General features: G+C 37.3%; 8 protein-coding genes. 5 read left to right on the top strand and 3 right to left on the bottom strand.

All coding sequences use genetic code 11. From position 1 onward, the window contains the following. Nucleotides 1-360 precede the first annotated feature (360 nt). The 5 genes from GQR87_RS02755 (at nucleotide 361) to GQR87_RS02735 (ending at nucleotide 7,233) form a co-directional block, all read left to right on the top strand. Nucleotides 361-1,128 (top strand): DeoR/GlpR family DNA-binding transcription regulator, encoded by a 768-nt coding sequence (locus GQR87_RS02755; RefSeq protein WP_158966326.1) that lies wholly within the window; start codon nucleotides 361-363, stop codon nucleotides 1,126-1,128. Nucleotides 1,129-1,142: 14 nt separating this feature from the next. Next, nucleotides 1,143-2,975, top strand: a complete 1,833-nt coding sequence (gene glmS / locus GQR87_RS02750; RefSeq protein ID WP_158966324.1) for a glutamine--fructose-6-phosphate transaminase (isomerizing) — start codon at nucleotides 1,143-1,145, stop codon at nucleotides 2,973-2,975. Nucleotides 2,976-3,751: 776 nt separating this feature from the next. Further along, complete coding sequence (locus GQR87_RS02745; protein WP_158966322.1) at nucleotides 3,752-5,425, top strand: hypothetical protein; 1,674 nt, start codon at nucleotides 3,752-3,754, stop codon at nucleotides 5,423-5,425. 18 nt (nucleotides 5,426-5,443) lie between these two features. Beyond that, nucleotides 5,444-6,865 carry a UbiA family prenyltransferase gene (locus GQR87_RS02740; protein ID WP_158966320.1) on the top strand — a complete coding sequence of 474 codons (1,422 nt, stop codon included), beginning with the start codon at nucleotides 5,444-5,446 and terminating at the stop codon, nucleotides 6,863-6,865. Beyond that, nucleotides 6,862-7,233 (top strand): multidrug efflux SMR transporter, encoded by a 372-nt coding sequence (locus GQR87_RS02735; RefSeq protein WP_158966318.1) that lies wholly within the window; start codon nucleotides 6,862-6,864, stop codon nucleotides 7,231-7,233. The genes GQR87_RS02740 and GQR87_RS02735 overlap by 4 nt, the downstream gene beginning before the upstream one ends. Nucleotides 7,234-7,582: 349 nt before the next feature. Here the strand turns inward: GQR87_RS02735 and GQR87_RS02730 are convergent, their stop codons facing one another. The 3 genes from GQR87_RS02730 to GQR87_RS02720 form a co-directional block, all read right to left on the bottom strand. Further along, a complete protein-coding gene (locus GQR87_RS02730; RefSeq protein WP_255456459.1) occupies nucleotides 7,583-8,734 on the bottom strand; it encodes an acyltransferase in 1,152 nt (383 codons plus the stop codon). A 292-nt stretch (nucleotides 8,735-9,026) separates the two neighbouring features. Next, entirely contained in the window at nucleotides 9,027-11,264 is a 2,238-nt protein-coding gene (locus tag GQR87_RS02725) for a YHYH protein (protein WP_158966314.1), read from the bottom strand. A gap of 269 nt (nucleotides 11,265-11,533) precedes the next feature. Next, nucleotides 11,534-13,114: an L-lactate permease gene (locus GQR87_RS02720; protein WP_158966312.1), complete on the bottom strand. Its 1,581-nt coding sequence runs from the start codon at nucleotides 13,112-13,114 to the stop codon at nucleotides 11,534-11,536. Nucleotides 13,115-13,252 lie beyond the last annotated feature (138 nt).

Below are 13,252 nucleotides of genomic sequence, written 5' to 3'. Positions count from 1 at the left end.
TCGCTAGGGAATAGGAGGTAGTTGGACTGGCATTGAAATTGCCATTCCGGCATGTTTTAAAATTTGTCATTCCTGCATTTAGTTAGCAGGGATCCAGCCTTTTATTACCTAATAAGCCAAAAATAACTGTCACAGCGAAACACCAGCGATTATTTAACTTTGAGAACTTACTACTCTTTACTTCTGCGCCCTGTGGTAAAACGCTTTTGCTTTTGATTTTTTACTTCCTATTTCCTAACTCCTACCTACTGATTCTACCTTTAAGTACTCATTCTCATACTTACAAATCGTAACTTATACTTGAAGTTCGTAAGTTAATACGTAAAATACATTTCGATTCGTAAGCTAAGAGAGCTTTTGGTGCAAAAACGTAACACTCAGCAGCGTAGAAGAGCCATTATTGACCGCCTTAACCAAGTAGGCGAAGTGTCTGTTGACGCCTTATCTAAAGAACTGTCTACCTCTGAAGTGACTATTCGTAAAGATCTGTCCGAACTTGAAAATAATGGTTTATTGCTGAGAAAATATGGAGGCGCAGTGTTATTAACCACTGAATCATCAGAACTTTCTTGTGAGAAAGTTTCGGTTCGAAAGATAGCGATTGCGACTTTAGCTGCCACCCTAATAAAAGACCACAACCGAATTATCATAGACAGCGGCAGTACTACATCAGCATTAATACCTCAGGTAAAAAGTAAAATTGGCTTAGTCGTGATGACTAATTCACTGCATGTTGCCAATACCTTATTAGAACAAGAAAACGAGCCCAAGGTATTAATGACTGGCGGCTCGTGGGATGCTCAATCTCATTCATTCCAAGGTCAAATGGCCGAGCAAATGTTACGGGCTTACAATTTTGACCAAGCCTTTTTAGGTGCAGCGGGTTTAGACATTGAAAAAGGCTCAACCACTTTTAACGAGCTAACACATTTAAGCCGAGTAATGGCAGAAGTATCAAATCAAGTTATAGTGATGGCCGAATCAGAAAAATTACAACGAAAAATTCCCAATGTGGAATTACCTTGGCAATCTATCTCGGTATTAGTCACCGATGATCAAATAGATTTAGCCTCTAAACAAGTAATCGAAAATCATGGCGTAAAAGTACTATGCGCCTCAACCCAGTAAATTTGGAGCAGAATATGTGCGGAATTGTTGGCGCCATAGCCGAACGAAACGTAGTAGAAATTTTACTTGAAGGATTAAGACGACTCGAATATCGAGGATATGATTCTGCAGGCGTCGCCTTATTAGATGACCAAGGTAACTTAAACAGAACACGTCGCATAGGTAAAGTAAAAGAACTAGCCGACGCTCTGCATGAATCTCCAGTTAAAGGTACAACAGGTATTGCTCATACACGCTGGGCCACTCATGGCGGCGTAACCGAAGCCAATGCTCACCCACATTTTTCTACTGAGCGTATTGCCGTAGTACACAATGGTATTATCGAAAACTATCAAGCTTTACGTAGCGACCTAACCGAAAAAGGTTATGGCTTTACCTCTGACACAGACACAGAAACCATCGCTCACCAAGTGCATTTTGAATTAGATCAATGTGATGATTTATTACAAGCCGTACAACAGTCTGTGAAAAAATTCCACGGAGCATATGGCACAGTAATCATGGATAAACAAGATCCTGAACGCATTATCGTTGCCCGTTCTGGTAGCCCATTAGTAATTGGTTTAGGCATAGGCGAAAACTTTATCGCCTCTGACCAAATGGCATTATTACCAGTTACCCGCCGTTTTATGTTTTTAGAAGAAGGCGACGTAGCCGAGATTACCCGTACTAGCATTAAAGTTTATGATGCCAATGGTCAAACTGTAGAGCGTGAAGTTAACGAAACTGACGTTGAACACGATGCGGGCGATAAAGGTGGTTACCGCCACTACATGTTAAAAGAAATCCACGAACAACCAGCCGTTGTGCGTAACACCCTAAGCGGCCGTTTAAGCGAAACGGGCATTAGTGCCAACATATTTGGCCACGGCGCCGACGAACTACTCGCCGGTATCAAACACGTACAAATTATCGCCTGCGGCACCAGCTACCACTCAGGCATGACCGCTCGTTATTGGTTAGAGCAATACGCTAATGTGTCGTGTAACGTCGAAATAGCCTCTGAATTCCGTTACAGAAAATCATTCGTACACCCTAATAGTTTAATTGTGACTATTTCACAATCAGGTGAAACCGCCGACACTTTAGCTGCTCTAAGACTGGCCAAAGAACAAGGTTATGCAGCAAGCTTAACTATTTGTAACGTACCTGGTTCGTCATTAGTACGTGAATCTGACTTAGCCTTTATGACCTTAGCTGGCGCTGAAATTGGTGTGGCGTCGACTAAAGCGTTCACTACTCAGTTAACCGGCTTTTTAATGCTGACTTTAGCCTTAGGCCAACATAACAATATGGCTAAAACAGACCATGACGACATAGTTAAAGCCTTACATACATTACCAGCCAAGTTAGAAGAAACCCTACTGTTAACCGAAAGCATTAAAGATCTAGCCGAAGAATTTGCCGACAAACATCACAGCTTATTCTTAGGTCGTGGCGACCAATACCCTATCGCCATGGAAGGTGCGTTAAAGTTAAAAGAAATTTCGTATATTCACGCAGAAGCTTATGCATCAGGCGAACTAAAACACGGCCCATTAGCCTTAATTGATGACGAAATGCCAGTGATAGTGGTAGCCCCTAATAATGAGTTATTAGAAAAGCTAAAATCTAACGTCGAAGAAGTCCGTGCCCGTGGCGGCATCATGTATGTGTTTGCCGATAAAGAAGCCCACTTCCAAAGCGACGACACCATGCGCGTAATCAACGTACCCCACTGCGAAGCGGCCATAGCCCCTATTATCTATACTTTACCTTTACAGCTATTGTCATATTACGTAGCAATTATTAAGGGGACGGATGTGGATCAGCCAAGGAATTTGGCCAAATCTGTGACTGTGGAGTAATGGTTTTTGGGTTTTGATTTAAAAAAAGGACGCAAAAGCGTCTTTTTTTATGGCTACGCCGTGAGGTAATCGCTGCGCGACAGGGCATGTGCTTCGCACACTAAGATTATTCACTACGTTCACCGCAATCCATTGCGGGGTATCACCCAGCATCCCTGCTGGGCGACTGACTTTTTTATGAAATACATCCATGTATTTCACCCTTCGGGCCAGCTAAAGCTGTTCTATTTTTATCCGTTAAAAATTTGGTCAACAGCTAAGAAAAGTAAGCAAAAGAAGCCGGTCTCCAACAAAGCTCTTATTCTATTTTTTATAAACTCAAAAGGCCGTGCTGATTTGTTCCCGACAAAACACCACTCAATTGGCTATCCATGCCAATTGTCCTTTAGAGTTTGTTATAAAAAATAGCGAGCTTTGAGTCGCAGAAAATCAAAAGCATCGACTGCGCCGATAAATACTGTAATAACGGGTTAAAGACTTGGAAACAAAGCACCTAAATAACCAATTGCAATGATGACTGTCCTGATAGTAGTAAGGCAGGATGCCTGGAGTAAACCAGCGCCGCGATTAAAAAGCGTTTAGTTAGAACAAAATTTATACTGAAAAGGCTAACAGCCACAAAGAAAAAACAACTATTTCAATCCCAATAAGTATATTAAAAAGTAAAAAAACTGACTCTGCCGTTATTTTCAAAGACATTCAGGTCAGTTAATACGATTGGTCAATTGGCCTTAGTATGTTTTAATAAATGAATAAAAAACTATTTAAGGATAAAGATGTTTAATAAGACGATTGATAAACATTTATTAAGTAATTTACTCCAAATTTTAGGCATCTCACTTTTAGCCTATGTATTTTTTACTTATTCTTTTTCGATAATTGGATTTTGGTTTAAGCTTCCATTAATAGAATATTCAATATTTGCATCATTACTATTAATCGCATTTTTTGTATTCAAAACTTCTAAAGTAATATATTTTCCCCCAAATTATATCGTAATTATTTTAGGGATATTTTTTGGCATTATATTTCTCAGTGTTTTTTTATCTCAGTCTGTGTATGGCACAGCTTATGATGGATTAACTTATCATAGGGAAGCAATAATACAAATAAAAGAGGGATGGAATCCGGTATATAATGATGTTGCACAAGAGGTTCCTACATCTTTATGGGTTAACCATTATCCTAAATGGACATGGATCTATAGCGCAGCCCATTATCATGTATTTAATTCAGTTGAGGCAGGTAAGTCATACCAGTTAATTCTTTGTATGGCTTTATTTCTTCTTTCTCTAAGTACCTTATTATCCATCAAGAATACTACATTAATAATTTCACTAATAACTTCACTTTTAATCTGCTTAAACCCTATTTTTATCAATCAAATATTTACTTATTATGTTGATGGGATCATCTATGTATTAATGTTAATTATTGTATTTTCTTGTTTTCAAATAAATGTAAATAACAACAATTACTGGTGGACTGTTTTATTCTTTTCTACGGTACTGTTAATCAACACTAAATTTACAGGTATCCCATATTATTGCGTTATAATTTTAGGATGGCTTACGTACATTCTAGCTAGAAAAGGGATTAAGCAGTCTTTCATTTTCGGCATTCGTTCATTTATAGTCTTGGTTTTAGCTATATGTTTGTTTGGATACGACACTTATATAAAAAACTTATTAGATTTTGGCCATCCATTTTACCCTTTGTACGGTGCCCAACCAGTAGATATAATGACCCACAACACACCTAGTATTTTGGCCTCCTTCAATTCTTTTGAGCGTTACTTTATCTCGTTATTTCATTCAGTTTCAAACTCGTTAAATGGGGGCATGAATTTAAAATTCCCGTTTATAATTGATAGTCTTGACGAAGTATCAAACTCTATAAAACATGATGCTAGGTTATCTGGATTTGGGGTGCTATTTAGTGGAATATTTATTATTTCAGTTATTTCATTAATCTATATAGCGATGCAAAAGAAACTTGTTTATTCAAAATTCATATTTACATTAATAATTTTCTTTTTAATGTTTTCCGTTTTTATTCATCCAGAATCATGGTGGGCGCGATACACCCCACAAATGTGGCTTTTCCCAATAATTATGATATTTATATTAAGTAAATTAAATAATAAGTTTAGTCAAGGTATCTACTTTTCGCTGATTATGACAATGCTACTCAACTCGCTAGTGATTTTTTCGGGAATGGCACTAAAAACAACTTTGACAACTATCGACATCAATAAAGAACTCAGAGAATTGAAAACTAATGATTCTTTACTCTATATAAATTTCTCTCCTTTTTATTCTATTCGAGCAAGACTTCAAGATGAAAATATTATTTTTCAAGAACGTACCGCAGAACAACTTAAAAAATGTAATAACCTTAAAGTATTAAAAGGCTCGTATAATAAAGTAACATATTGCTACACACTTTAATCTTAAATAGGGAATGTAATGAATAGGCGAGCAGACACACTGTATGTTGATTTAGATGGGACATTTATTAAATCAGATATTCTTTTTGAAAGCTTTATCTCAGCCTTTAAGAAGAGGCCAATAATAATTTTTTTATGCTTTTTATGGTTACTAAAAGGTAGGGCATATTTAAAAGATAGGCTAGCAATATACTCAGATATTAATGTGAACTTACTATCAAAAAACTCAGAGTTCTACGCATACTTACTAGAGCAAAAGAAATTAGATCGCCATATAGTATTAGCGACCGCGAGCAATCAAAAATATGCAGAACAAATCTGTAATAATAGCGAAGTGTTAGACGATTATATTAGTAGCGATGATAAAAATAATTTAAAGGGTAAAAACAAGCTTGATAAAATTCAATCTATTGCGAGTGAGTTTTCTTACGCTGGCAATTCAACAGAAGATTTTATTTTATTTAAACATGCACAAGAAAGTATCTTAGTTAATCCATCGACTAAAGCAAAAAAGCTATCGATAAAATCGCCTACAGATTTAACTTTTGACGTCACTCAAAAATCAATGAAGATATGGTTTAAACAGTTACGTATTCATCAATGGCTTAAAAACTTATTAATATTTGTTCCTTTGTTAGTGTCTGGCTTATTTTTTGATGTGCCAAAACTAATTGACGTATTGTTAGGCTTTATTAGTTTTAGTTGCTTGGCATCGGCAACATACATAATTAACGATTTGCTCGACCTAGAATCAGACCGATCACATCCGAGAAAATGTAAACGCCCCTTAGCCGCTAGCTCGATCTCTATTAATAAAGCTATTCATTGCTCACTTTTTCTATTGTTTATTTCATTCGGATTAACTTTTTTCATTGTCAGTTCTTTTTTGTTCGTTTTGTGCCTTTATTTGATAACCACATTACTCTACTCTTTTTGCATTAAGAAGTATGTTGGGATAGATGTGATAACTCTGGCCTCTTTGTATACCATACGTATCATTGCAGGCTCTGTGATATTACAAGTAACGACTTCGTTTTGGTTGTTGTCATTTTCGATGTTTGTATTCTTAAGCTTAGCGCTCATTAAACGCTGCTCTGAGCTGAAATCGTTTGAAATGAATAATCAAACTCATGCCAATGGCAGAGATTATAATACGGCAGATTTACCCATACTTATGTCTTTTGGCACGGCATCTGCAATGCTTGCCGTATTAATGTTTTGTTTTTATGTTAATTCCAATATTTTAGCGAATCAATATCAAGAACCTAATATCCTATGGTTAATATTACCTGCCCTTTGCTACTGGTTACTGAGAATGTGGGTGAAAACAAATAGAGGAGAAATGGATGACGACCCTATTGTTTTTGCGATAAAAGATACGGGTAGTATGCTCACAATAGCCTTTATTGGTGTCATTGCATTATTGGCTCAAATATTATGAACATCATTATTCTAAGCGCTATCCTCATCAGTATAAGCCTTTCTGTAGCTGCACAGCTATTTTTAAAAAATGGCATGAGTAATGAACATGTACAAAAAGCCCTTGCGGAAAACCTGCCCTCGGCATTAATTGCTATTTCTACGAATATATTTATTATTTTAGGTTTAGCCTCCTATGTGGCAAGTATGGGGGCTTGGTTATACGTCTTATCAAAAATGGAAGTAAGCAAGGCATACCCTTTCGTTGGACTTGGCTTTATAGGCACCATGATATGCGCGTACTGGTTACTTAACGAACCTCTTAATCCTTATAAAATAATAGGCACTGTATTTATTTCAGTCGGTGTTTATTTAGTGTCTAAAAGTTAAATACATTTAATAGTAAAGGAGGACGTAGCCGTTTTAAATTAATTATTCATTTAAATAGAACAAAATTCATCTGACACAGGCAATAGCTAGCAGTTATCTTTTAGTAGTAGCTAGTATCAAAAGTGTGATGCTGATTCCGTCGCTAGACGACTCATATTTAAATTATGGATTCCTGCTAACAACATGCAGGAATGACAAATTTTAACAGTCCAACTATTTTTGATCGTGGTTCATTTAGGTATTCCATGCCAATGCTGAACTCCGAGCACACAATAAAGGGGATCGATTAAACTGCTTTAGGTTTTACGTGGCTGAGACATAACAAACCATCCATGGTTGTTTAAGTACCTTAAAGCTTAGAACAAGTTGTTTTTTTGCTATTTTTTAAAATGGGAGCCTTCGTAAGTATCTTCTTTAGATTTGTTTCTTTAGATTTATTTCGAAATTTATCTTCTATAAACTTAAAGGTAAATATCGAAACTAATATTGTCATTACCAAGATTGAAAAATTTATTATAACAGTAATGTAACCTGATAAATTATTATAACCAATAGGAAACAGAATATCTGCAATAACTTTGTGTACTGATATCACCAAGGAATGAACCATGTAGATAGAAAAAGACCATTTCCCAATAAGTTTGAGATACTTAGTTTCCAAAACCTTACCTACACTACCGCTATTTTTGTCTGAAAAAACGTAGATTATTATGCCCATAGATAAAATGGATATAAATTCAAATATAATATTTCCTGATAAGGTAATTGAAGTGCATAGTAAAGAAATAGAGAAAATTTCTAATACATATACGTTTAATTTTTTTTCGTTTTTAGTTTTTAGTTTTTGTTCTTTTAACTGCTTAAGTCTATGAATGTATATTCCTAGGGAAAAGCCAGCTAAACATCTTACAATTTCTGTTCCAATACTTATTTCGAGAAAACCTGTTTTCAGTAGAAATAATGCCATATAAAACAAAATTGAGAATATTAAAGGTATCATCAGGCTTTTTTTAGGAGTAGATATAACAAATAGATAGAAAATAATGTAAGTAAAAAACTCAACACTTATGCTCCAACTAGGCCCATTCCATGACAATGGAGTACTAGGAAAAATGCCATTAAGTAAAAATAAATGCTTAAAAAATGATACTAAATTGTTATTGGTTTCAGGAGAAAATTGAGGGGAACCTATAGCAAATTGTTGAAAGAAAAGTTCCTTTGTTAAAAGATATATTAACCAAGATAAGAGCATAAATAAATGCAGAGGATATAGCCTAGCTAATCTAAGAAAAGAAAACTCTAAAAAGCTTAGCCCCCCTTCTCTTATTTTTGCTGTATAAACAAAAGACATTACAAATCCAGACAAAATAAAAAATAGATCAACAAATAGGTATGAGTTGTTTATAAAACTAATTTTATCGTTATAATAATTAAATGGAGAATGAAAAAGCACAACTGCAATAGCAGCCATTCCCCTCCAGCTTTCAAGCTTATAAAGCATTGAATTTTCCCTTTATAGTATTTGAGTCCGCTATCAGCATAATTGAAAAGATAAAGATAAAGCAAGCAAAACAACTGCGAGCATAAACTCTCTGTATGCCCAATACATCCAGCGAAATTACCTATTTTTATCTTCTGAACACGCCCGTTGGTGTAGCGTTTGAGTTTTTAGTCTGTAAAAAATGGCCTCTGCTTTATTTTGCCCCACTCTGCTTTTTTATTTCTCTATGAACCTCTGTGACAATCTTTGGCTTAGCTTTTATATTTTTCTATCTACTACTCTTAAACTACTTTTACCCACCTTTATTAAAACTAAGGTCAGGTGTTCCCGAAAAACATGCCAGTACATAAGGGTAGTTATCGGTAATGTAATAGGCGTAAACGCCGTTTATAGTCATTCCGTTGCATGCATCTAAATCCCCTAAGCCTTCAACATATTCATAGTCGTCTCGAAAAGCACCGTCATAGTTACCACCTGGGTCACCCGCTGCAGAAGATCGTGCCCCTGACTTTAAACGGTAACTGGATTGGGCTTTACGTATACTTGTTTGGTCTGCAAAGTACGAACCATAAATGGGAAAACCGTCTGCAGCAAACCCTATAACTGGTGAGGCTTGGGTATCGTTATCAGCAAATAGCGCAAATGGTGAGCCATGATAATGGTAAGTGCCATCTGGTTGGGCATGGGCGTTATGGCTATCGACATTAAAACCATTAGCCGGGTGCATAGGGTCGTACCGCCATGGAGTCGATATATCGTTACAACCAATTTTGCCATTACCTACACCAAAACAGCCTGCAGCAAGCAGATCTACTTTTACACCATTCAATAAAATCGCGTTATCTACATCTAAACTGAGGGATGTTGTACTGGCAGCAATTTGCGGCGCATTGCTTATTTCAAAGCGCGCATTTTGTGCAGATACAGTATTAGGAAAAGCAGTACCACCATCATTAAAGTCGTGGTTGGGAATGGCATTACTGCTGAACACACATTTGTTGTCGCTGACAGTGATTTGTAAATCACCAATAAAAGCTCGGTCATTGGCCACGTCTGTCGCATTTGCTGTGTATTCAGCAACATAATCAGCACAGTTTCCGCTGCCATTGGCGAGTGTTGCATTAGTGATATTGATTGGTTGAGTAACAGTACTATCGACAATACTATCGGCAAATTGGCTAAGCGCAGTTAGGGTATTGGCCACACTAGCATCGTTTATGATGTTATTTGTCTCGTCTACATTTTGACTGAGCTGATACAGTTCACGGTCACCACCAGCAAATTGAATTAATTTGTATGTGTCATTTCTAACCGTTACACCTGTGGTAGCAGCCGATTCAAATTGAGTAAATATCATGTTATTGGTGCTGGCCGTGGCATCATCTAATAAAGCTGCAAAACTAGTACTATCATGGACTGAGCTTTGCTCAATGCCGGCAATCTGGCCTATAGTTGCATATAAGTCAGTCACGGTAACCAAGGCATTTTCACGTTCATTCTGTCGTGTTACGCCCGCCCCAGAAATAATTAAAGGCACCGCCACGCCACCTTGATACAAAGTGTTCTTTCCGTGGTTTTGATTAAACACCGCAGTATCAATAACACGACTAGGAGTACCATTATCGCCGACAAATATGATGACGGTATTGTTGCGAACATCATCATCTAGGCCATCAATTAATCTTGCAATTTCTGCGTCCATAGCTTCAATAGCCGCTAAGTAGTATTGTCGAGGATGACCATTTATATCCTCGCTAGTACCTGACAATGCTCGGTTGTGCAAACTAGCTGGGGGTAAATGAAATGGCGCGTGGGGGGCTGAATAGGCTAGCCAAACAAACCAAGGGTGGCTTTGTTGTCTTATCCAGTCTGCAGCTAAATCAGTAATTTTCGTTGTATGATACACATCACTTGTCTCATTCACTCCATTGGTGGTGAGCTGCCAATTGTAATAGTCGTCAACATTGCCTAAGTTTCCAGCATAATAGTCTAAGCCTACTTCATTGGGATGATTGGCTTGTTTGCTGGCGCCTGCCAAATGCCATTTACCAAACACAGCAGAAACATAGTTTTGTGTAGCGACATGCGTTGCTAGGTATTGTTGCAAAACCTGATGATCAGTATTTAACTCTGCTGGAACATAAGTTACCCCAGAATTTACGCCAAATTTTCCGGTAATAAGATTAGCTCGTGATGTAGTACATGCCGGCGTCGCCCAAGCATTATCAAACACGATCCCGGCACTAGCCAATTGGTCGAGTTTAGGTGTTGAGGGTATGTCATTGCTATAAGCGTATTGTGCGGAGGCATCTAAACCTTGGTCATCAGAAATGATCAGTAATATATTTTTTGCATCAGGAACAGTGGGGGTTGGTGTAGGATCTGGAGTCGGCTCAACGGGCACATCAATCGCAGGATCTGCTGCAGTACTGCCACCACCACAAGCTGACAAACCTAGACAGAGTAACAACAAAACTAGCAACCCCTTGTTAACAAAAAAATTTTGCGGCACTACTTTTATTCTATTCATGATAAATTCCTGCAAAAACACCAGCATTGAGGCTCAATAGCTTAAATATACATAAATTAGCCTCTTCATTTTTCACTTTACTCAATATTTACCAACAACCCACAGAAACAGTGCACCTCTATGAAAATCTTTTAGCTTTAGCTTTAGCTTTGGCTTTTACTATTCACTATTTTCAATGGATTCCTGCTAACGACATGCAAGAATGACGGGATTTGAGGTCGGTCGATAACCTTACTCTTATTTTTAAACTATCTACTGCTCTTAAACTGCTAATACAATAACAATCCCATTAAACCAGCAATTATTCCGTAGAGTACCACTACCAACATACTACGTTTTAATATATAACCTTCGCTGTTATGTAACGCCAAAATTGAGGTTACTGCCACAATATTATTGATACATATCATGTTGCCCATAGCAGCACCTACCGACTGTAAAGCCAATATTGTAGTGACATTTAAATTAAGATCTGTGGCGATAGATTGTTGAATACCCGCAAAAGTTAAATTAGATATAGTTGCTGAGCCAGAAAAAAACGAACCTAATGCCCCTAAAAACGGCGCAAAAAAGCCCCAGTATTCGCCACTTAAACTCGCTAAATTTTGGCCGATTAGGTTTACCGCAGAATGTTCACCGCCAAGCATCATCATGTTGACAAAGACCAATGCCCCCATTAGGGCAATAACCGGCTTTTGCATACTACTTTTAGTGTAATTAAAGACAGATGCTAGTGAGCTATTTTTAAACCATAACAGAGTTAAGCTACCCATAAAAACAAAGGGGATAATTGATGGCACATATAACAAGTTATGCTGCCAAGTAATATTGGTCTGTAATATATGCTCTAGTTTTAACACCAGAGCAGCGCTGATGCTAAAGTCACCTAGCGTTCCAAGGCTTAGCTGCCAAGCAGGTGCGGTAAGTTGTAACAGACTTTTAATGCCTAAATCAGGGATCCTAGTCACCACTAAAAGCAATACAGTTCCCCATAACGGAAAGCTTGCTTTTAACAATATAAATAGGGGCACATCAACTGCAGCATGTGGAGCCAAATTATTACTACTTAGGCCAATATTAAATTTAGCCAATAGCAAAGTTAAAATTAATCCAATCAAACCACCCACTAACGATGGAAACTCCACAGAGATAGCGCTGAGTAATAGATAAGGTAAAGTACAGGCAAAAGTCGACAGAATAATAAATAGCAAGTTTTGTCTAAGTTGGCGTTTATCCTCTACCACAAATGCCAGCGCGGCAATGACAACAAAGGGGGCAGCAACTGTATTAATTAGCGCAGATTTCCATGCTACATCTTGTAATAACAAGGGAGTGAGGTCTGTCATCGCTAAGCCAAACCAAATAGGGGTGCCAACTGCGCCAAATGTCACGGGGATAGTATTTAAAATAAGACAACATATAGCAACCCTAAGAGCTGGGAACCCTAAGCCAACTAAGATTGGCGCGGCAATGGCTGCGGGTGTACCAAAACCACTAGCGCCTTCTATTAGAAAAGCAAAAGCCCAAGCAACAATCATCAGTTGCGCCACAGCATTATGACTGATGTTGTTTAACCAATTACGAATAATCTCAAGTGCGCCGGTAACTTCCATACAACGAAATAAAAAAATAGCACCAGCTATAATCATAATCGGCGTTAAGGCCAATAATATACCACTCACTAAAGAAGCATTAACCACATCAGCTGTAAAATTGAAGACAAATAACATCAACAAATAAGAAAACAAAGCGCAAAGAGGTAAAGCTTTATTGGCGGCCCAATTGTTCTTTTTTGTCATTAAATAAATCAATAAGATGATCGGAAAATAAGCACTTACAAGCAAAAACATTAATCACCTTAATAACAGTTGTGGCGTGTAGCTCTATAAATAAGGTGCAATTGAATTGATGTCAAAGGTAATTTAGACGATTAGCACAAATGACGTTTTATCTAACAAAAACATCAATGCTTTAGCTATTAAAATAAT

The sequence above is a fragment of the Paraglaciecola sp. L3A3 genome, from assembly GCF_009796765.1.
Classification (GTDB): Bacteria; Pseudomonadota; Gammaproteobacteria; order Enterobacterales; family Alteromonadaceae; genus Paraglaciecola.
Note: the sequence above shows the minus strand (reverse complement) of the source record. Positions and strands in the feature narration are given on the sequence as shown.

Bases quoted from the DNA above. Each gene is read 5' to 3' on its own strand.
- GQR87_RS02720 (WP_158966312.1), bottom strand. From the start codon at position 13,114: ATGTTTTTGCTTGTAAGTGCTTATTTTCCGATCATCTTATTGATTTAT.
- GQR87_RS02745 (WP_158966322.1), top strand. From the start codon at position 3,752: ATGTTTAATAAGACGATTGATAAACATTTATTAAGTAATTTACTCCAA.
- GQR87_RS02735 (WP_158966318.1), top strand. From the start codon at position 6,862: ATGAACATCATTATTCTAAGCGCTATCCTCATCAGTATAAGCCTTTCT.
- GQR87_RS02725 (WP_158966314.1), bottom strand. From the start codon at position 11,264: ATGAATAGAATAAAAGTAGTGCCGCAAAATTTTTTTGTTAACAAGGGG.
- GQR87_RS02730 (WP_255456459.1), bottom strand. From the start codon at position 8,734: ATGCTTTATAAGCTTGAAAGCTGGAGGGGAATGGCTGCTATTGCAGTT.
- glmS (WP_158966324.1), top strand. From the start codon at position 1,143: ATGTGCGGAATTGTTGGCGCCATAGCCGAACGAAACGTAGTAGAAATT.
- GQR87_RS02740 (WP_158966320.1), top strand. From the start codon at position 5,444: ATGAATAGGCGAGCAGACACACTGTATGTTGATTTAGATGGGACATTT.